Annotated in this window: 17 protein-coding genes; 12 read left to right on the top strand and 5 right to left on the bottom strand. The window is 38.7% G+C overall.

The features are described 5' to 3' along the window. Positions 1-7: 7 nt before the first annotated feature. The 7 genes from HJG58_RS07165 to HJG58_RS07135 all read left to right on the top strand — a co-directional run bounded on the left by HJG58_RS07165 (position 8) and on the right by HJG58_RS07135 (position 10,599). Positions 8-811, top strand: coding sequence for a sulfite exporter TauE/SafE family protein (locus tag HJG58_RS07165; protein ID WP_170248392.1), 804 nt, complete (start codon positions 8-10; stop codon positions 809-811). A gap of 256 nt (positions 812-1,067) precedes the next feature. Further along, positions 1,068-1,763, top strand: a complete 696-nt coding sequence (locus HJG58_RS07160; protein WP_016144478.1) for a GntR family transcriptional regulator — start codon at positions 1,068-1,070, stop codon at positions 1,761-1,763. 10 nt (positions 1,764-1,773) lie between these two features. After that, on the top strand, positions 1,774-5,223 hold the full coding sequence (gene smc / locus HJG58_RS07155) for a chromosome segregation protein SMC (protein WP_170248391.1): 3,450 nt from the start codon (positions 1,774-1,776) through the stop codon (positions 5,221-5,223). A gap of 1 nt (position 5,224) precedes the next feature. Then, positions 5,225-6,265, top strand: coding sequence for a cell division protein ZipA C-terminal FtsZ-binding domain-containing protein (locus HJG58_RS07150; RefSeq protein WP_170248390.1), 1,041 nt, complete (start codon positions 5,225-5,227; stop codon positions 6,263-6,265). 94 nt (positions 6,266-6,359) lie between these two features. Then, the gene (gene ligA, locus HJG58_RS07145) at positions 6,360-8,399 is read left to right on the top strand and encodes an NAD-dependent DNA ligase LigA (RefSeq protein WP_170248389.1); all 2,040 of its coding nucleotides are present in this window, start codon (positions 6,360-6,362) and stop codon (positions 8,397-8,399) included. Positions 8,400-8,651: 252 nt separating this feature from the next. Continuing rightward, positions 8,652-9,116 carry a heteropolymeric bacterioferritin subunit Ftn gene (gene ftn / locus HJG58_RS07140; protein WP_001214863.1) on the top strand — a complete coding sequence of 155 codons (465 nt, stop codon included), beginning with the start codon at positions 8,652-8,654 and terminating at the stop codon, positions 9,114-9,116. A 289-nt stretch (positions 9,117-9,405) separates the two neighbouring features. Continuing rightward, a complete protein-coding gene (locus HJG58_RS07135; RefSeq protein ID WP_119685059.1) occupies positions 9,406-10,599 on the top strand; it encodes an MFS transporter in 1,194 nt (397 codons plus the stop codon). Positions 10,600-10,668: 69 nt separating this feature from the next. On the opposite strand, the gene HJG58_RS07130 is transcribed toward HJG58_RS07135, so the two are convergent. Both HJG58_RS07130 and otsB read right to left on the bottom strand, forming a co-directional pair. Beyond that, positions 10,669-12,102, bottom strand: a complete 1,434-nt coding sequence (locus HJG58_RS07130) for an alpha,alpha-trehalose-phosphate synthase (UDP-forming) (RefSeq protein WP_216076529.1) — start codon at positions 12,100-12,102, stop codon at positions 10,669-10,671. Next, positions 12,090-12,941 (bottom strand): trehalose-phosphatase, encoded by an 852-nt coding sequence (otsB, locus tag HJG58_RS07125; RefSeq protein WP_170248388.1) that lies wholly within the window; start codon positions 12,939-12,941, stop codon positions 12,090-12,092. Before otsB ends, HJG58_RS07130 begins: the two co-directional genes overlap by 13 nt. 356 nt (positions 12,942-13,297) lie before the next feature. Between otsB and HJG58_RS07120 the strand changes: the two genes are divergently transcribed. From HJG58_RS07120 to bioD, 5 genes are all read left to right on the top strand, one after another. Then, complete coding sequence (locus HJG58_RS07120; protein WP_170248475.1) at positions 13,298-14,029, top strand: alpha/beta fold hydrolase; 732 nt, start codon at positions 13,298-13,300, stop codon at positions 14,027-14,029. A 93-nt stretch (positions 14,030-14,122) separates the two neighbouring features. Continuing rightward, a complete protein-coding gene (bioA, locus tag HJG58_RS07115) occupies positions 14,123-15,403 on the top strand; it encodes an adenosylmethionine--8-amino-7-oxononanoate transaminase (protein ID WP_170248387.1) in 1,281 nt (426 codons plus the stop codon). Between the two features lies 1 nt (position 15,404). Further along, complete coding sequence (locus HJG58_RS07110; protein ID WP_170248386.1) at positions 15,405-16,562, top strand: 8-amino-7-oxononanoate synthase; 1,158 nt, start codon at positions 15,405-15,407, stop codon at positions 16,560-16,562. Then, positions 16,559-17,308, top strand: a complete 750-nt coding sequence (bioC, locus tag HJG58_RS07105; protein ID WP_170248385.1) for a malonyl-ACP O-methyltransferase BioC — start codon at positions 16,559-16,561, stop codon at positions 17,306-17,308. The genes HJG58_RS07110 and bioC overlap by 4 nt, the downstream gene beginning before the upstream one ends. Next, positions 17,309-17,953, top strand: a complete 645-nt coding sequence (gene bioD, locus HJG58_RS07100; RefSeq protein ID WP_170248384.1) for a dethiobiotin synthase — start codon at positions 17,309-17,311, stop codon at positions 17,951-17,953. A gap of 60 nt (positions 17,954-18,013) precedes the next feature. Here bioD and rluB read toward each other — a convergent pair whose 3' ends face one another. The 3 genes from rluB to HJG58_RS07085 are packed head-to-tail and all read right to left on the bottom strand — an operon-like array spanning position 18,014 to position 20,363. Continuing rightward, positions 18,014-18,937, bottom strand: coding sequence for a 23S rRNA pseudouridine(2605) synthase RluB (gene rluB / locus HJG58_RS07095; RefSeq protein WP_016142048.1), 924 nt, complete (start codon positions 18,935-18,937; stop codon positions 18,014-18,016). A gap of 41 nt (positions 18,938-18,978) precedes the next feature. Continuing rightward, positions 18,979-19,575 carry an SMC-Scp complex subunit ScpB gene (gene scpB / locus HJG58_RS07090; RefSeq protein ID WP_086266038.1) on the bottom strand — a complete coding sequence of 199 codons (597 nt, stop codon included), beginning with the start codon at positions 19,573-19,575 and terminating at the stop codon, positions 18,979-18,981. Then, the gene (locus HJG58_RS07085) at positions 19,572-20,363 is read right to left on the bottom strand and encodes a segregation and condensation protein A (RefSeq protein ID WP_017387236.1); all 792 of its coding nucleotides are present in this window, start codon (positions 20,361-20,363) and stop codon (positions 19,572-19,574) included. The genes scpB and HJG58_RS07085 overlap by 4 nt, the downstream gene beginning before the upstream one ends. Positions 20,364-20,461 lie beyond the last annotated feature (98 nt).

Below are 20,461 nucleotides of genomic sequence, written 5' to 3'. Positions count from 1 at the left end.
AACATTTATGGAGTTAATCATATATTTACTCATTGGCGCAATTGCTGGTTTTACTGCCGGATTGTTTGGAGTTGGTGGTGGACTAATTATTGTACCAATCCTCTATGTGGTTTTTACCCAATTGCACTACGACCCCGCAGTAATCATGCATATTGCAGTCGGAACATCGCTTGCAACCATTATTGTGACGTCTTTTAGTTCTGTTTCAGCTCATCATAAAAAGGGTGCTGTACTTTGGCCGGTTTTTCGTAATTTAGCACCAGGGTTAGTATTAGGTTCATTTTTAGGGGCGGGTATTGCCGACCTGATGTCTGGTCAGCATTTGCAACTTCTTATTGGTATTTTTGCAGTTGTGATGGCCTATCGGATGTTTAAAGGAGCACATGTAGTTGTTGATCCAACGCGTCAGATTCCTTCAACCCCTATGCAATTCATGGCGGGTGGAGGCATTGGTATTGCCTCTGCAATTTTTGGAATTGGGGGAGGAAGTTTAACCGTTCCATATTTAAACCGTCATGGCGTGGTCATGCAAAAAGCAGTCGCGACTTCTGCCGCTTGTGGTTTACCAATTGCAGTTGCTGGAGCGATTGGATTTATGTGGTTTGGTGCGAAAGAACAAATTTCAGTGCCTAACACGATTGGTTATGTGCATATCTATGCTTTTATTGGCATTAGTGTCATGAGTTTTGTCACGGCGAAGTTTGGAGCAAAGGTTGCTCATGCGTTATCGCCGCAGATGTTAAAAAAATGCTTTGCTTGCCTGTTAGTGGTGGTAGGCAGTTATTTTATTTATAAAGGCATTATGCACTAGAGACTAAAATCTTAAATTTATAAGACTGTGATGTAAAAGCTTGAATTTTTAGAAATTCGAGCTTTTTTTATTCATAAAATATAAGAGTGTTCTAAGCTTTTATTCATCTGATTTTGGTGTTGTTTTTAAATGAGTTGGCTTAAAATGCAATGAAATTGTCAGACAATGACATAGTTTTTAATCGATGGGATCAGTTAAAAACAAGGATGCGAAAGAAAAGCATGGATTAATGCATATAAAAAGTAGCGGGTGATTTATGAATCTCGAAGAGACAGAAAGTCTTTCTGAGCAAATTGTCAAATATATTAGCGAACAGATCATTAGTGGCGAGCTGGTAGAAGGCGAACGTATTCAAGAGCTACGTATTGCCAAAGAACTTGACGTTAGTCGAGGATCAGTTCGTGAAGCATTGTTATTATTAGAGCGTACTCATTTAATTGAGATATTTCCACGCCGTGGGGCAATTGTCTCAGAAATGTCTGCACAACAAGTTAAAGCGTTGTTTGATACAAATATGATGTTATTGGGGCATATTGTACAACGAATGAGCGAAACATGGCGTGCGCATGAAGCAGATCAATTACAGTTGCTATTAGAGCAACTTCTTGAGCATGTCAAAGCAGGTGATATCGAAAAATTTTATGATGGGGTCTTCCAATATTTAGCTGAACAGCAAGATATGGTGGGTAATCCTTATCTAATGAAATTTTATAAAGAGTTATTACCTTCATTACGTCGTAGTTATTTTTTGACCTTAAATACCTCTAAGCGGGAACTACAAGAAGCATTTGCATTATTTAAACTCGTGACTGATGCAATTTTAATCCGAAAATCACAACAAGCCGCTTTATTTATGGAAGATTTTTGTCGACACTTACGTAACCTTGTGTTGGAATCGCTGACACGAATGAAACAGATTGAATTGGCTTGGGCAAGACGCTCACGCCGCTAGTTAGGGCATTATGCGTTTAAGCAGTTTAAAACTTTCCGGCTTTAAATCTTTTGCAGATAGTACAACCTTAAATTTTAAGGCTAACCGCACAGCAGTGGTTGGTCCAAATGGTTGTGGCAAATCCAATGTAATCGATGCAATCCGCTGGGTGATGGGGGAGTCAAATGCTCGTCAGCTCCGTGGTGGTAGCATGCAAGATGTTATTTTTACGGGGACTTCCAAACGTAAGCCCGTTGGTGTGGCCAGTGTTGAGCTACGCTTTGATAATACTTATGGAAAGTTGGGTGGATCGTATAATGCTTATAATGAGTTAGCCGTTCGCCGTCAGGTCACGCGTGAAGGTAAGTCAGAATATTTCTTAAATGGTACACGTTGTCGCCGCCGTGATATTACCGATATTTTCTTGGGGACAGGCTTAGGCCCACGCTCTTATGCAGTCATTGAGCAAGGCATGATTAATCGTTTGGTTGATGCCAAGCCTGAAGAAATGCGTGTGTTCATTGAGGAAGCCGCGGGTGTTTCTCGTTATCAGGCCCGTCGCCGTGAAACTTTACAGCATCTTGAGCAAACAGAGCAAAATCTTTCGCGCTTAGACGATATTGTACTAGAGTTAAAATCGCAGCTTAAAACACTTAAGCGTCAGTCAGAAGCAGCGGTTCAATATAAAAATTTAGAAAGCCAGATTCGTACGCTCAAAATTGAAATTTTGTCTTTTCAGGCAGAGAAAAGTGTACGCCTACAAGAAGAATATACCGTTCAAATGAATGAATTGGGTGAAACCTTTAAATTGGTTCGCTCGGAATTAAGCACGATTGAACATGATTTAGAAGCAACCAGTGCTTTGTTTCAGCGACTTATTCAGCAATCTTCACCGCTACAACAAGAATGGCAACAAGCTGAAAAGAAACTATCTGAGCTGAAAATGACTCTCGAACAAAAACAGAGTCTATACCAGCAAAATAGTACGACTCTCGTTCAATTAGAGCAGCAAAAAGCCCAAACTAAAGAACGTTTACAGCTTTCTGAATTGCAACTTGAAACACTGAATAATCAGCTAGAAGAACAAACAGAAGCTTTAACTGGAGTCGAGCATACAGCGACGGAGGCTGAACAAAACTTTGCTGATTTACAATCTCAGCAAAAACAAGCACAACAACAGTTTGAACAAATAAAAGCTCAGGTTGAAAAACAACAGCAGCAAAAAATGCAGATGTCAGCTCAAATTGAACAGTTAGGTAAAAATGTTCAGCGCATTGAGCAGCAAAAAGAAACTTTGCAACATCAAGCAAACCAAATTCAATCGCATGTTCATGAAGGTGAGCAGGGTGAGCTTGAGCAACTGCAACAACAGTTGCGTAGTGAAATTTCGACGCTTGAAACTGAAATTGAGCAATATGTGCAGCATATTGAACAAGCTCAACAAGCGCATCAGGTAAATAAAAACCAGCAGCAAACACTGAAAACAGAAATCCAAGTTTTATTATCAGAGCAGAAAAACTTAAGCCAGCTTGTTGCTAAACAAAGTCCAAAGCAAAACCAAGATACGTTACGTTTAATGCAAGCTCTAGAGTTAACAGAGCAGGGCAAACCGCATGCGCAGATTGTTGAGAAGTTTTTAGCAAAATGGTTACAAGCTCATATTCTTGAGACCGAACAAGTCTTTCAAGAAGGAGTTGCCCGCCAGTTAAAACCTTCAGAGCAAACAAGTAAATTTAAAGGGAACTTGGCTTGTTTAAATGAGTGGATTGCATCGCCACAACTATCAATCTTTTCAAATGTAGCGATTGCACAAGATTTGACTCAAGCTTTAAATGAGCAAAAGCAATTGCAACATGGTCAGTCTGTTTTGACTTTAGATGGCTATCATGTCGGGCAGGATTGGGTGATTGCCCTTATGTATGATGACGAAAGTCAAAGTGCACAAGGTATGCTGAGCCACCGTATTCGTCTAGACGAAATTGAACAAGCTCTTGAAAAGCAACAACCTGAATTACAAACATTAGATCAAATCGTAGTTCAGCAAAAAGATGAGTTAGCGCACTTACAGTCAAGTGTGCAGCACAAACAGCAAGTTGTGAAACAAAAGCAAAAAGACTTACAACAGCTTGATGTACAAATTGCTAAGCAACAAACCGCGGCACAAGCATTTTTACTGCAAAAACAGCAATTAAAAGATCAACTTGGTCAGTTGGATATGCAGCTTGAAGAAGATGCAATGCAAAAAGATGATCTTGAAATTGATTTGCATGCATTAGCAATCAAGCTCGAAACCATTTTACCTGACTATAAAACTTTGCAATTTCGGGTAGAAGAATTAACAGAGCAGCTAGAAGAACAGCAACAAGCCTTGCAACATCAACAACAAGAACGTGAAGTTTTACGCCGTAATAGTACTCAGACTACTCAACAGGTTGAGTTGCTTGAAAAAGATATCTCGTTCTTGCAAAGTCAATATCAGCAAATTGCAGCTCAAATGGAGCAAGCGAAAAAGTTTGTTGACCCTATTCAATTAGAGCTACCGAATCTTGAGTCAGAGTTTCAGCAACAATTTGCTCAAACTGAAAAGTTGCAAAAGAACTGGAATGAATGGCAGCTTGAACTCAATAGTGTGCAGGAAAAACAGCAGACTTTGACCGATCAGCGTCATCAATATCAACAAAAAGATGAGCAGCTCAGAGAACAACTTGAAGCGAAACGGTTGGCATGGCAAGCAGCCAAATCAGATCGTGAGCATTATCAAGAGCAGCTTAAAGAGCTAAATGCCGAACTCCAAAAAGGCTTACAAATAGATTTAGCCGAGCACCAGCAAAAACTGGAAAAAGTACAGAAACAGTTTGAAAAAATCGGTGCGGTTAATCTTGCCGCTTCGCAAGAGTTTGAAGAAGTTTCTCAACGTTTTGATGAGCTGAGTCACCAGATTCAAGATTTGGAAAATACGGTAACTCAATTAAAAGATGCGATGAAAAGCATTGACCAAGAAACTCGTAAGCTGTTTATGACAACTTTTGATCAGATCAATCAGGAGTTGCAAAATCTGTTTCCAAAGGTTTTTAATGGTGGTGAGGCGAGTTTAAGTCTTGAAGATGACTGGCAATCTGGTGTTAAACTGATGGCAAGGCCGCCGGGTAAGAAAAATAGTTCTCTAGCATTACTTTCCGGTGGAGAAAAGGCTTTAACAGCGTTAGCATTAGTATTTGCGATTTTTAGATTAAATCCGGCACCGTTTTGCGTATTAGATGAAGTGGACGCACCACTTGATGATGCGAATGTTCAGAGATATTGTAATTTGGTAAAAGAGCTTTCTGAACATGTACAATTCATTTACATTACACATAATAAGCTGGCGATGACCATGGCAACTGATTTGTTGGGTGTGACCATGCCTGAACCGGGTACATCAAAATTAGTCACTGTCGATCTAGAACAGGCAAAAGAATACGGGTTAGTTTCGGAGTCATAGAATGGAAATCAATACGATTATTGGCATCGTTGTTGCCATTATAATTATGCTAATTGGCTTAAAAATGATTTTAAAAAAGCCAAACCATGCTGAACCCTCATTAGACAGTGATTTGCATATTAATCCTGATAGTAATCAACCGGTTATACCTAGGCACGTGAGAGATCAGCTTGAGAAAACTGAATCTGTAGCGGTGACTAGTGCAGAGCGAGTAGAACCAACTTTAAGCGAAGCTGCGCCGTTACAAGTACCTGAAACAAAACAGACAGAAATTGAGACCGTAGAACCCGCTAAAGCAATTCAAACTGAACAAACTCAAGCAGTTGTTGAAAACGCTTCTGTAGAAGAAATTAAATCTCAAGAAACAGTACCAAGTTCTACCATTCATAAAGATGGTTCAGTTGAGTTGGTTGATACAGTTTCTGTTAAACCGGAAGCTGAAGCTTTAGCAAAAGAAAATCTGGAAGCTGAAAGCGAAAAAACTGAGCCTGAGTTGAGTTTAAACCCGAATATTGAAACTGCCGAAATTGCTGAGTTTGAAGGCGAGAGTAATATTCTGGATGTGCATTTACATGAACAGCAACGTTATGATGATGAAAGTGCATTAGCGATGGCTGAACAGATTATTGCGCTAAATGTTTATCCAAACCCTCGTCGTGCATTGTCTGGTGATAAAGCGCTTAAAGTGCTGTTAAAATATGGTTTACGCTACGGTGAAATGTCGTGCTTCCATCGTTATGAAAATACCGATGAGCCGAGTGTACTCATGTTCTCTGTATTGCGTATGACAGACAATGGACCAGCTGGGTTTGATCTTGAAACGCTATCTACTGAACAAGTTCAAGGGTTAGCATTTTTCCTTGCCCTTCCAAACAGTAAAGCCGTGACTGGTTTTGACATGATGGCGAGTATTGCAGGTTTAATTGCTCGCGAAATTGATGGCAAAGTTTACGATGAGAATAATCTTGAATTTACGCCACAGTTAAAAGAGCACTGGCGTCATCATGTGATTGATTATCGTCCGGCACAGGCGACTGCCTAGTTTTAATTTTTTACGTTCGTTGCGATAATTGCAACATATCTAGTCGCAGCTCAGGGTGGAGAAATTTCCACCCTTTTTTATGGTGAATAACATAATGGCAACAACTTCCGTGATCGAACAGATGCGTCAGCTTATTCAACTGATTGCAAAGCATAACCATGCCTACTATGTCATGGATCAGCCGACAATCTCGGACAGTGAATATGATCATTTATTTCACCAGTTAAAAGCTTTAGAAGAGCAATATCCTGATCTTGTTCAATCAGATTCACCAACTACAAAAGTAGGTGGACAAGCACTCTCTAAATTTCAAAGTGTGACTCATGTAGTTCCGATGCTTTCTTTGGGGAACGTTTTTAATCAGGAAGACTTGTTTGCATTTGCACGTCGTGTTGAAGAGCGTTTGCCTAATCAAAAAGTACAATACGAAGTCGAACTAAAACTTGATGGTCTTGCGATTTCTCTCTGGTATGAAAATGGTGTGTTAATACGTGGCGTTACACGTGGTGACGGAGAAACTGGGGAAGACATTACCCAGAACGTTAAAACGATTCGTAATTTGCCTAAAGTGTTACATTCAGATCACTTTGAAATTCCACGTTTGCTGGAAGTTCGTGGTGAAGTACTTATGCCAAAGTCCGGTTTTGAAAAACTCAATGCCGAACAGGAAGCCAAAGGCGATAAAACATTTGCGAATCCGCGTAATGCAGCAGCCGGTAGTTTAAGACAACTTGATCCTAATATTGCTGCGGCTCGACCTTTAGCATTTTATGCTTACGGCATCGCTCAATGTGAACCTAATCATGGCTTAACTACCATGCATGACAGTTTGCAATGGCTCACAAAACTTGGATTTGAAATTGCTGAACGTCAATATCTGTGTAATTCGATTCAAGAAGTACAGCAACGTTATGAGCAAATTCAGCAAGAACGTTCAGATCTACAAGTTGAAATTGACGGGATGGTTGTAAAGGTTGATGACTTAAAGCAACAGCAACAACTTGGTTTTTTAAGTCGTGAACCACGTTGGGCAACTGCTTATAAATTCCCTGCACAAGCTGCATTAACTACGGTTGATCAGATTGATTGGCAAGTAGGGCGTACCGGTACTTTGACTCCAGTAGCGCGTTTAAACCCTGTATTTGTGGGGGGGGTTACGGTTTCCAATGTAACTTTACACAATATTGGTGAAATCCATCGTCTTGATGTACGTGTTGGTGACACGGTGAGTGTTTATCGTACAGGCGATGTTATTCCTAAAGTAGAAAAAGTCTGGCCAGAGTTTCGTCCTGTTGATGCAGAAGTTGTACATTTACCTGAAAGCTGCCCTGTTTGTGCTTCACCAGTTGTAATGCCTGAAGGGGAAGCTTTAGCACGTTGTTCTGGTGGACTGTACTGTGCTGCACAGCGTATTGAAGCGATTCGTCACTTCGTATCACGTAAAGCTCTGGATATTGAAGGTTTAGGTGATCGTTGGGTAGAGTCTTTATTACACCTCGATTTGCTCAAAGATGTTGCCGATATTTACCATTTGCACGAACACCGAGAAACTTTACTCGGGATTGAAAAAATGGGCGAGAAATCGGTACAAAATCTGATTGATGCTATTGAAGCTAGTAAGAAGACGACTCTAGCACGTTTTATTTATGCTTTAGGAATTCGTGGTGTAGGTGAAACAACAGCTAGGATGTTAGCCAATACTTTCCAAACTTTAGAAGCGCTTAAATCTGCTGATGTTGAAGCTTTAAAGAAAACACCAGATGTTGGTGATATTACTGCAGAGTGGATTGCTGACTTTTTCTTGGCACCGCACAACATTGAAGTGCTTGATCGCTTAATTGCAGCAGGTATTCATTGGGATGCACCGACTGCTCCAACACGCCAGCCATTAAATGGCGAAAGCTGGGTGTTAACGGGCACATTAGAGCAAATGACGCGTGATCAGGCTACTCAAATGCTACAAGCATTAGGTGCGCGTGTAAGCGGTAGTGTATCGAGTAAAACCAAATGTGTTGTTGCGGGCGAGAAGGCTGGTTCGAAATTAGAAAAAGCAGCAAAACTAGGTATTGCTGTTATGAATGAGACTGATTTCTTATCACTTATGGCAAGCTATGGGCAGACTTTAAGCGAATAGACCTACCGAAATAAGAACCATTGATTTTAGTTACAAATTTATAAATTGATGGTTTGAGCCATATTTTAACGCTTGTCTGAACTTATAAATTGGACAAGCGTTTCTTTTTGCAGAGGAAATTTAAATAACTTAAACTGTAAATGCGTATGTTTCTCATTTTAATTTGATAAAAATCATAAACTTAACTATTTTTTATTTTGCAATCACTTTTAAGATTGCCCATAATAGTCTTTATACGATAGGAGATTTATTATGCGTGGCAATCCAGAAGTCATAGACTATTTAAATATGCTCATTGGCGGAGAATTGGCTGCCCGTGATCAATATTTGATCCATTCTCGTATGTATGAAGATTGGGGTTTAAATAAAATTTATGAACGTATTGATCATGAGATGCAAGAAGAAGCTTCTCATGCTGATGCGATCATTCGCCGTGTATTGTTTTTAGGTGCTAAACCAAATATGCATCGTGAAGATATTAATGTTGGTACAGACGTTGTATCTTGTTTAAAAGCTGATTTGGCGCTTGAATATCATGTTCGCGAAAAGTTAGCGACAGGTATCAAACTTTGTGAGGAGAAGGGCGATTACATTAGTCGTGATATGTTGCGTCAACAATTATCAGATACTGAAGAAGACCATACATACTGGTTAGAAAAGCAATTACGTTTAATTGAGTTGATTGGCTTACAAAACTATATTCAATCTCAAATTTAATAAAAAGACCCAGCTAAGGCTGGGTTTTTTATTGACTCATTTTAATAAAATGAAGTCTTAACTTGGATGTTAATTTTGTCAAATTGAACATATTCAAAGCCTTACTATATAAGGCTTTAGCAGTTACAAAAAAGTCAGAAAAATTGTATCATACCCCCTGTTTTTTTTATGAAATTGTATATAATTTCGCCAATAAAACCCTTGCCTAGAAATTTAATGAGGCAAGGGTTTTTCTATGGAAAATCGGTTGGTATGGATCGCCAATGATTTTATGGTGAGTTCGCGAAATATGTTATTTACCAAACCTGCTGTTTTAGATACAGCTACTCTCCTAAGCACACAGCGTCTTGCAACACGACTAAGCTTTTTTAGCTTAGGTTTTGCGACTGCAGCTTGGGCACCTCTTATTCCTTTTGCACAGCAGCGTTTAAACCTAAATCATGCCGATTTTGGTTTACTTTTGCTGTGTATGGGTATTGGCTCAATGATTGCTATGCCTGCGACTGGTGCTTTAGTAAAGCGCTGGGGATGTCGTCCGTTAATTGCTTTGGCATTGATGTTGTTAATGGTCTTATTGCCTAGCCTTACGATATGGAGCAGCATTGTGACCATGGCTGTAGCGTTGTTTATCTTTGGATCGGCAGCAGGATGTCTTGGAGTAGCTATCAACTTACAAGCAGTAGTTGTTGAAAAACATAGTGTGCGAGCTCTCATGTCGAGCTTCCATGGAATGTGCAGTCTTGGTGGCTTAACAGGCGCTATGCTTGTGACAGCACTATTAGCCGTAGGCCTTTCTCCTCTAATGAGCACTTTATCAGTTGTTATGATTTTGCTTGTTATTGGTGGCGTTGCTATTCCTTCTTGTTTAACGTCTTTTGAACAGGATGAAAAGCCACATGAAGATACAACTCAAGCACCGAAAAAATTTTATCGTCCTGATGGCATTATTCTGCTTATTGGTATGATGTGCTTTATTGCCTTTTTATCAGAAGGTGCAGCAATGGACTGGGGGGGTATTTATTTAACAAGTAAATATCAGCTTAATCCTGCTTTTGCTGGTCTAGCTTACACTTTCTTTGCGCTTAGTATGACGACTGGTCGTTTTGCAGGTCATATCTTGCTTAAGCAATGGGGTGAAAAAAATATTGTGACTTATAGTGCAATTGGAGCCGCTATTGGTATGGCTGTTATTGTAACGGCACCCGTATGGCAAGTGGTTGTATTGGGCTATGCATTATTAGGACTAGGCTGTTCTAATATTGTACCCGTGATGTTTTCTCGTGTTGGTCGACAAAACAATATGCCTAAAGCAGCAGCACTTTCTTTAGTATCAACAATTGCCTATACAGGTTCATTAAGTGGGCCAGCTTTAATCGGTTTAATTGGAGAATGGACTGGTTTAAGTACGGTTTTAACAGGAGTAGCTGTATTACTATTTATTATTGCTTTACTTAACCGTTTTACATTAGTAAAGACAAATTAATTTATAAATAATAATCACCAAATAGCGAACCTCGAGAAATTTAATTTCTCGAGGTTCTTTTATTTAGATTTATAGAACCTGATAAATAGATTGATAATTATCTTGTAATAAGCGCTGAGGCTTCATTAGTAAAGTTGGTGTCTTTTCTAAATCATCCAAGAAATTGTTTCGCCAATTGGTAAGATCAGATGATGTTAATCCCTCTATCAATTGTTGATAACGATTAATACGCTCAGTTTTAGACATTTCTAAAGCCATTTTTAAAGTATCCATCATTGCGGCTCTATCTTGCGGATCAACAATCAATGCTTGAGACATCTGTTCAGCAGCACCAGCATATTTAGATAAAATGAGCACACCTGGATTTTCTGGGTCTTGTGCCGCAATATACTCTTTAGCGACTAGATTCATACCATCACGTAGTGAACTGATCCAGCAAATATCTGAATGACGATAAATGTGCATGAGATTATGGTGTTGTACCGTATCATAGCAGCAATCTACAGGTCTCCAGTCTTCATGTGCAAACTCTTCGTTAATTAACTCTAGCTTGGTTTTAAAACGTTGGTATAAGCGTTGATAAGCTGGAATATCGGTACGAGAAGGAATTGCCACTTGAAGATGTCGAACTAAGCCATGATATTCGGGGCTGGTTTCCAAAAAGGTTGCAAAGGTATTAAATCTTTCAAGTAAACCTTTTGAATAATCAATGCGATCAACTCCAATAATTGTCTTTTGACGTGGTATTTCTTCAAAATTAAACACCGAAGAGGTTGCCAAATCTTGTTGGGCTTGGTTTTGTATAAGTTCAGGCTGAACACCAATTGGGTACGATTTAATTAATATTTGACGTTTTTTGTAGCTAATACTGTTGCTTTGAATTTTTTGAGCTTCGAGTAAATTCAGACAAGTCTGCATGCAGGCATTTTGGTCAATCTGAGTTTGTAAGCCAATAACATCATATTGACTCAAGTCTTGAATTAACTCACGGGCTACCGGAATTTTGTGCCAAATATTTAGACTGGCAAAAGGAATATGTAAGAAGAAACCAATTTTGTTTTGCATGCCTAATTCACGGCAATAGCGAGCCACACTAAAAAAGTGGTAATCGTGCACCCAAATAAGATCTTCAGGCTGAGCAAGCTCTTTTAGCTTTTGAGCAAATAAGCGATTAACCTTTTGATACGTCTTATATTCTTCTGCATCATATTCAATTAGATCATCTCTATGATGCATTGCTGGCCACAAAACTTTGTTAGCAAAACCACAATAATATTGGGCATATTGCTGATGAGTGAGGGGACAGGTAATGTAGTCAATTCCTTGAGAATAAGCCTGCTCAAATTCTGGCGCTTCGCTATCGGTAATTTGCTGCCCATTCCAGCCTAACCAGATGCCGTTACTATCATTTAGTGCATCTTGTACAGCTACAGCAAGACCACCTGCCGAAGCTTTACCCGATGGCATACTTATTCTGTTCGATAATACGATTAATTTAGACATAATTTTTCTCCATTCTGATTTTGGCTAATTTTGACATATAAGCTTTTTATTTTGTTTTGAAATAAAAGAAGAAAATCCGCGACACTATCGATATCTTTTAATCTATATTTAGCTTGTGTTTCGCCTGGACCTACTTTAATACTAAGGCCAGCTTGCTGATTAATGTAAGTGAAACCAGATTCATCTGTTAAATCATCACCTATAAAAATAGGTAATACACAGGGTAAATTAAGGTGATTTAATATAGTCTCAATTGCTCTACCTTTATCAGCTTGGTTTGGAATTAATTCAATAACAAATTTTCCTCTATTTATTTTTAAGTGGGGATAATTGAGATTAATTTGCTGCATAATATTAATAGCATTATTTTCTAAATTAGGATTTTTACGATAATGTAAGGCAATAGAATATCCTTTGTCTTCGATTAATAATTCGGGGTGTTTATCACAATTTTTGAGAATATCTTGTTTTAATTTTTTGAAATTAATACTGCTTAAATCTGGTCGAATATAATTTCCTGAATCAAAATAAATATCTAAACCATGTAAACCAGCAATTGGAACTTCAATAGGATGTAGTAGTTTTCTTGCAGTATCTACATCACGACCTGTTACAGCAATAACAGGTATATTTAATTTAGTAATTTTTTTTATAACTTCTAATGTAGTCTGTGGAATAAAACTATGCTCAGGATTAATTTGAAAGGGTGCTAATGTGCCATCAATATCCAAAAATAAGCAGTAATTTTTATCGAAAGATAAGTTATTTATAATATCGTTGGGTGTAACAAAAGATGTATTTTTTTCTCTCCCATCAAATATTGTGTTTTGACTGTTCATATTAGCCTTCCTAATACTTTTTGATCAATAATTAATCTTCTAGCATTAAAATGAATTGATGAGTCATTTCTTTTAATAAAAAAACATAAGTATTAACATTAATTACATTGCATAATGGATTTATAGGTGAAGTGTGGAGTATGTTGTTTTTTGATTGGCTTCAATGTTTAGATAATTAAATTTTTGTATGTTTACTATGAATAATGCAGGTCTTGTTTATCAATATATTTCAGAATATTAAATACTCATAAATAGTTGATTTTACTTTTTGAAATCTAATTTTTATGTTGATTTTAAAAGATATTTTAAATCGATATTATTATATAATCCTTATAAAATCGGCTTTGAGCAGGCATATGAAGTTACAAAATAAAATTTTATTAATTACAGGTTGGGGAGTAGGTGTCGAACCTTTGCAATCCCTTAAATTGCATTTGGAAAAAATGGGTTTTGAGACGCAACTTATTAATATTTTTAATATTTTAGATAGTAACTTTCAAGCACAGCTTGATTTAGTGTCTGAGGTTGATGTAGTAATAGGTTGGTCTTTAGGTGGACAGTTAGCAACTCAACTGGTTGACAACTTTTATCAACGAACAGGGCAAACTAAAACGTTAATTACACTTGCTTCAAATCCTTGTTTTGTTGCACACCCTGATTGGCAAACTGCAATGCCTACTGATGTGTTTAGTCAATTTAAAGCTTCTTTTTTTCAAAACCCGCAAGTCACTTTAAAGCGTTTTTATTATTTAATTACACTCGGTTCATCTCAGGCCAAACAAGATTGGGTAAGCATACAAAACATAGCAAATCCTCCTTCAAGTGAATTGCTATCAGTGGGTTTGAAAATGCTTGAACAACTAAATTTGGTAGATAACATAAAAAGCTACCCAGGTCCGCAGCTTCATGTGTTTGCCGAGCAAGATAATGTTGTTCCTTGCAAAATTATTGAAAATTTCAAGAATATCACAACAGAAAACATGAATTATAAAGTGCTAGAAGGCGCTACTCATGCTTTTCCATATCTAGAAATGGACCGAACAATTGAAGAAATCTGCCAATTTTTAACAATTCATCAGCAAAGTTAATAAGCTTTGGTGGATCTCGCAATTTTCTTTCATTCTTAACAGGTTTAACATGTGCTAAATGAAAGATTTAATTGCTGTAAAAGGGTATAGAGGATGACCGATAATTTTGATTTGGAACATATTTGGCATCCATATACCTCAATGACCCAACCTTTACCAACATTTAAAGTTAAACGTGCCTATGGGGCAACGATTGAACTAGATGATGGTACAACTTTAATTGATGGTATGTCGTCATGGTGGTGTGCAATTCACGGCTATAACCACCCTGAACTCAATCAGGCAGTGACGGATCAATTACAGAACATGTCGCATATCATGTTTGGTGGTTTAACTCATGATCCTGCCATTGAACTTGGAAAAATTCTTTTAAAAATTACTCCACCGAATCTCGATAAAATTTTCTATGCAGATTCAGGTTCGGTTGCCGTTGAAGTTGCTTTGAAAATGGCTGTGCAATTCTGGACAGCACAAGGCCAACCACAAAAAACAAATTTTATTACTACGCGTTCTGGTTACCACGGTGATACATGGAATGCGATGTCTGTTTGTGATCCAGTGACAGGCATGCATCAGATTTTTGGTACAAGTTTACCGAACCGTCTTTTTGTAGCAGCACCGCAAACCAAATTTCATGAAGAGTGGAATCAAGAAGATATTGCTGACCTAGAACAAGCTATTCAGCAAAATCATGAAAACCTTGCTGCACTGATTATTGAGCCGATTGTACAAGGTGCAGGGGGTATGCGTTTTTATCATCCTGAATATTTACGTCAGGCGAAAGCACTTTGTGAACAATATAATCTGTTATTAATTTTCGATGAAATTGCGACTGGTTTTGGTCGCACGGGTAAGCTTTTTGCTTGGGAACATGCACAAGTTGAGCCAGACATTATGTGCATAGGTAAAGGGCTAACAGGCGGCTACATGACGTTATCTGCTACCTTAACGACAAAGCAGGTTGCAGAAACCATTAGTCGCGGTGAGGCTGGGGTGTTTATGCATGGCCCAACCTTTATGGCCAATCCACTTGCCTGTGCCGTTGCCTTGAAAAGTACGCAATTGTTAATTGAGCAAGATTGGCAGGCTAATATTGAGCGAATTGAACAACAGCTTAGCCAATATTTAACGCCTTTAAGTCAGCTTGATTATGTTGCCGATGTGCGAGTGCTGGGTGCAATTGGTGTAGTAGAACTCACCTTTAATGTTGATATGAAAACCTTACAGCAACAATTTGTAGACCGCGGAATCTGGATCCGTCCTTTTGGAAAATTGGTTTATGTGATGCCACCGTATGTCATCACGCATCAAGAGTTAAGCTATTTGCTCGAACAGTTGGTTGAAGTTGTTCAAACGATGCAGGGAGCGAATTAAGATGTCATTGCTTGATCATTTTTCTGCCGAATTAGATGAGTTAAAGCAACAAGGTAACTTTAGACAATTTACCCCAAATGTGCAGCACGGACGTTTTATTACAATTCAAAATAAAACGATGCTCAACTTAGCTTCAAATGACTATCTTGGGTTGGCTGCTGATATCAATCTTCGTCACGAGTTTTTAGATAGCTTTCCAATTGAGCGTAGCTATTTTAGTTCTTCATCTTCACGTCTATTAACGGGAAATTTTGACGAATATGAACAATTAGAAAATAGCCTAAGCCAAGCATTTAGCGGTCGAGCGGCACTATTATTTAATAGTGGCTACCATATGAATATTGGTATTTTGCCAGCTATTGCTGATAGTAAAACTTTAATATTGGCGGATAAGTTAGTTCATGCCAGTATGATTGATGGGATCCGTTTGTCTGGTGCCCAGTATGTGCGCTATCGACATAATGATTTGCAGCATTTAGAGCAACTTCTACAAAAGTATCATGATGATGACCAGATTGAACGAATCATTGTGGTCACGGAAAGTATTTTTAGTATGGATGGCGATGAAACAGATTTAACCGCTTTAGTCCAGCTTAAAAAACGCTTTTCTAAAACCATGTTATATGTCGATGAAGCGCATTCAATTGGCGTACGTGGACAGCAAGGTTTAGGGTGTGCCGAACAATATAATGTAATTCAGGAAATTGATTTTCTAGTTGGTACCTTGGGTAAAGCGCTAGCAGCAGTCGGTGGTTATATTATTTGCCATCCAATTATTAAAGATTATCTCATTAATAAAATGCGCCCGCTTATTTTTAGTACTGCTCAACCTCCGATTGTTATGGCTTGGGCAAATTTTATTTTTCAAAAAGTATTAAACGCTCAATCTCAACGTGAACATTTAAAAAATATTAGCCAATATCTTCAACAAGCAGTGGTGCAAAAGGGGTATGTGAGTCCATCGACCAGCCATATTATTCCAGTGATTGTGGGAGAAAGTCAGGCTGCTATCGATAAGGCGAAACAGGTTCAGGAAAGCGGTTTTTATGCCATGCCTGTACGTCCACCAACAGTACCTAAAAATAGTTCGCGTTTGCGTATTTCCTTAACATCAATGGTTGAGCAACATGAACTTGAAGCATTGGTGGGTTTTCTGTGAGTTTGAATAAAAACTTAGTTGCCCAGCGTTTTGCCAAAGCAGGACAAACCTATTCAGAGCATGCAATTGTTCAAAAGCAGATTTGCCAAAATTTAACAGGTTTAGTTCAGCAGTTCTGCCCGCGTATGATGTCGCGTGTTTTTGAAATTGGTTGTGGTTCTGGCAATTTAACTCGTCTTCTTGCTACATCTTTTCAGTTTGAAGAGTTAATTTTGAATGATCTATATGCAGATGTGCAGCAGCACTTTAGTCATCAAGAAAATTTAAAATGGTTGATTGGGGATGTTGAAACTTTAGACTTTCCCCAGCAGCTCGATATGATTGTTTCAGGTTCAGCTTTACAGTGGATGCAAGATTTACCGCACTTACTCAAACGTTGTAATGAGGCTTTAACTGAGCGAGGTTGGTTGTGCTTTTCAACCTTTGGATCTAAAAATTTATTAGAGATTAAAGAATTAACAGGACAAGGTTTAAGTTATTGGTCAGTTGAAAATTGGAATAGTGTCTTAATTCAGGCTGGTTTTGAGATTTTGCATTTGTCAGAATCAGAAACTCAACTCTATTTCGATTCACCTAAAGCCGTATTGCAACATTTAAAAGCAACAGGTGTAACAGCAACGGCGCAGCATCGTTGGACTAAGCAAACTTTACAACAGTTTTATCAAGATTATGATCGGTTTAAGTGTGTCGAGGGATATTCCCTAACATATCATCCGATTTATTGTATTGCCCGGAGAATGAAGTAAATGAGTGGCCAGATCTATTTTGTGAGTGGGATTGATACCGAAATTGGTAAAACCTACGCGACAGGTTTCTTAGCAAAATTATGGACTGAGCAGGGTAAAAAAGTGATTACCCAAAAACTCATTCAAACAGGTAACGCTGATATTTCTGAGGATATTGAAAAGCATCGTGAAATTATGGGGCAGGGCTGGTTTCAAGAAGATCATGACAAGCTAACCATGCCTGAAATCTTCAGTTATCCTGCTTCACCTCATCTTGCAACACGTCTTGATAACCGAGAAATTGATTTTCAAAAAATTGAAGATGCGACCCAAACATTGGCGGAGCGTTTTGAAATTGTATTGTTGGAAGGTGCGGGAGGCTTAATGGTGCCATTAACCACCAGTCTGCTGACCATTGATTATGTTGCTCAGCACCAGTTTCCCGTTATTTTAGTAACATCGGGTCGTTTGGGAAGTATTAACCATACTTTGCTTAGTCTTGAAGCACTTAAGTCTCGTGGGTTGAAATTACAAGCCTTGGTATATAACCTAAAAGATGAATCAAAAGATCCATTAATTTCTCAAGATACTTCAAATTACTTGAAAGACTATTTAACAATTCATTTCCCCGAAGCTGAATGGATTGAGCTGGCAAAAATGAATTAAGTCAAACGGCTATAAAAAACCGCTCAAATTTGAGCGGTTTTTTTACATCTTATGAATATTTTAGAATTTCTTCGAACCGCGGTTAAAACCAGTCGCTTTACGTTGGTTCCCTGTGTTAACAGGAGCTTCTTTTTCATCATCACGACGTTGTTGACGTAAGTAACCGCCACGACGTGCTGCCATTGGTTTTTCAGTCATACGATCAGTACGGCGTTTTGCCATACCAAATAGACCTGTACCTTGGCGTGGCTTTAACTCAACCGATTTGGCTAAGTTATCGATGTCAGTTTTGTCGAGTTCCATCCAACGACCAGTACGTAATTCGCGCGGTAAAATAACTGTACCGTAGCGTGTACGTAATAAACGGCTTACTTTAAGATCTTGCGATTCGAAAATACGACGTACTTCGCGGTTACGACCTTCTTTTACTACAACTTGGTACCAGCGGTTAATACCTTCACCACCAATTTCAGAGAATGATTCGAATTTGGCAGGACCATCTTCGAGCTCTACTCCGTTAACCATGTTTTGGCGTAGTTTTGGCGTTACCTCACCCATTACTCGAACAGCGTATTCACGTTCGATTTCATTAGATGGGTGCATTAAGCGGTTAGCAAGTTCGCCATCATTTGTGAATAGTAATAAACCAGTACTGTTAATATCCAGACGACCTACCATTACCCAGCGGTCATTGGCAATTTGTGGTAAATGATCAAATACGGTTGGGCGTTTTTCAGGATCATTACGTGAACAGATTTCACCCTCAGGCTTATAATAAATCAGTACGCGACGACGAATTTCGTCTTCAATCTGAAACTGAACTTTACGGCCATCAATGCGTAACTCATCGCCTGGTTCAATGCGCTCACCCACTTGGGCAACACGACCGTTTACACTCACGCGTCCTGCGGCAATAACCTCTTCCATATATCGGCGGGAACCTAATCCGATTCTCGCTAATACTTTTTGCAATTTTTCACTCATGACAGCACAACCTTAGACATAATGATCAACAGTCCACCTCTTTATGATTTCGGTGCATTTGCATCGAGAGCCATAAAGGCTTCCTTGGCGTTCTGTAGGGGAGGCAATTGGCCTAGAGAGGCTAGACCAAAAGCATTCAGAAACTGAGGCGTTGTAATTAGCAACGCAGGTCTTCCGGGTAAATCTCTAAAACCGGCTTCTTTAATCCAGTTCCAGTCAAATAGTGTTCTAAGAATCTGACTATTATTAGATACACCACGAATTTGTTCAATATCAGCTCGGGTAACCGGTTGATGATAAGCAATGACAGCCAGGGTTTCTAGTAATGAAGGCGACAGTTTTGTTGGTCGCTCTGGCCAAATTTGCGCAATAATACTACGATATTTAGATCTTACCTGAAAGCGAAACCCTTGTGCTGTTTCAATCAGCTCAATAGACCGACCATGTTGTAATAGCGCGAGCTGCTGCAAAAGCTGACGAAGCTGTTGTTTATTATATTGATTGTTAAATGCTTCTTTTAAGCGGGCAATTGAAACAGGTGCTTCACTGGCAAAGATAATTGCTTCAAGTTGTAATAAGACTTCATGATGAATGTCAGCTAATGACAAATCATTATTATTTTGTTCAAAACTACTCATATTGAAGATCCTTGAATTGCTAACGGGGCTTCAATACCAGTGGCAATAATTTTAATTTTCTGTTGGCGAGTCAATTCTAAAACTGCCATAAATGTAACAACCATTCCCATACGACCTTGCTGGGGATTGAGTAATTCTTTAAAACTTAACACATCACCAGACTCTAATTTCTCTTCAATATATGCAATACGTTCTTCGAGCAAAACAGGTTCTTGAGCGACAACATGGGTAATAGGTTCAGGGCGATTAAATACACAGAACAACGCATCATGTAGCGCTGAGATATCGTAACCTTCATAAACAGGAGAGATATGTCCTAAGCTTACATTGGCACTAAATGTATCGCGCTCAAGAATTGGCATTTGCCCTAAACGCTCAGCTGCTTGCTTAATGCGTAGATAGGTTTCAAGACGATCAATAAGCTCCTGCTTAGGGTCTTTTTCAATGCTTATAATTGTAGGTTTTGGTAAAAGTAGGCGAGACTTCAAGTCAGCCAATAAAGCAGCCATCACCATATAATCTGCTGTCAACTCGATATTTAAAGATTTCATGCTATCCATATAGGCCAAATATTGAGTCGCTATAGGAGCAATATCGAGTTGAATTAAATCGAAACCGTTTTTCTGAATCAGATAAATTAAAAAATCTAATGGACCTTCAAACCGCTCGAGTAAAATCTCAAATGCAGCTGGAGGTATATAGAGATCTTCTGGAATTTTGTCATGCCACTCATCTAAAACACGGATGTGTGGAGCGTCTTCCATGGATTGATGAAGTGATTGATTCATTACGATTATAAGCCACGCGAATTTTCAAAAGCATGAGACTTGTTATTCAAGTCCTAGACAGCTGTAAGTAGAAGAACAGCAGATAGTGAAAATCATTC

Source organism: Acinetobacter geminorum (assembly GCF_013009345.1).
GTDB lineage: Bacteria > Pseudomonadota > Gammaproteobacteria > Pseudomonadales > Moraxellaceae > Acinetobacter > Acinetobacter geminorum.
This window is presented reverse-complemented; position numbering and strand designations above follow the sequence as displayed.

Coding starts and splice junctions, on each gene's coding strand:
- rluB (WP_016142048.1), bottom strand. CDS start 18,937: ATGAGTGAAAAATTGCAAAAAGTATTAGCGAGAATCGGATTAGGTTCC.
- HJG58_RS07165 (WP_170248392.1), top strand. CDS start 8: ATGGAGTTAATCATATATTTACTCATTGGCGCAATTGCTGGTTTTACT.
- smc (WP_170248391.1), top strand. CDS start 1,774: ATGCGTTTAAGCAGTTTAAAACTTTCCGGCTTTAAATCTTTTGCAGAT.
- ftn (WP_001214863.1), top strand. CDS start 8,652: ATGCGTGGCAATCCAGAAGTCATAGACTATTTAAATATGCTCATTGGC.
- otsB (WP_170248388.1), bottom strand. CDS start 12,941: ATGAACAGTCAAAACACAATATTTGATGGGAGAGAAAAAAATACATCT.
- HJG58_RS07150 (WP_170248390.1), top strand. CDS start 5,225: ATGGAAATCAATACGATTATTGGCATCGTTGTTGCCATTATAATTATG.
- HJG58_RS07085 (WP_017387236.1), bottom strand. CDS start 20,363: ATGAATCAATCACTTCATCAATCCATGGAAGACGCTCCACACATCCGT.
- ligA (WP_170248389.1), top strand. CDS start 6,360: ATGGCAACAACTTCCGTGATCGAACAGATGCGTCAGCTTATTCAACTG.
- HJG58_RS07110 (WP_170248386.1), top strand. CDS start 15,405: ATGTCATTGCTTGATCATTTTTCTGCCGAATTAGATGAGTTAAAGCAA.
- HJG58_RS07120 (WP_170248475.1), top strand. CDS start 13,298: ATGAAGTTACAAAATAAAATTTTATTAATTACAGGTTGGGGAGTAGGT.
- HJG58_RS07130 (WP_216076529.1), bottom strand. CDS start 12,102: ATGTCTAAATTAATCGTATTATCGAACAGAATAAGTATGCCATCGGGT.
- bioD (WP_170248384.1), top strand. CDS start 17,309: ATGAGTGGCCAGATCTATTTTGTGAGTGGGATTGATACCGAAATTGGT.
- HJG58_RS07135 (WP_119685059.1), top strand. CDS start 9,406: ATGTTATTTACCAAACCTGCTGTTTTAGATACAGCTACTCTCCTAAGC.
- HJG58_RS07160 (WP_016144478.1), top strand. CDS start 1,068: ATGAATCTCGAAGAGACAGAAAGTCTTTCTGAGCAAATTGTCAAATAT.
- scpB (WP_086266038.1), bottom strand. CDS start 19,575: ATGAGTAGTTTTGAACAAAATAATAATGATTTGTCATTAGCTGACATT.
- bioA (WP_170248387.1), top strand. CDS start 14,123: ATGACCGATAATTTTGATTTGGAACATATTTGGCATCCATATACCTCA.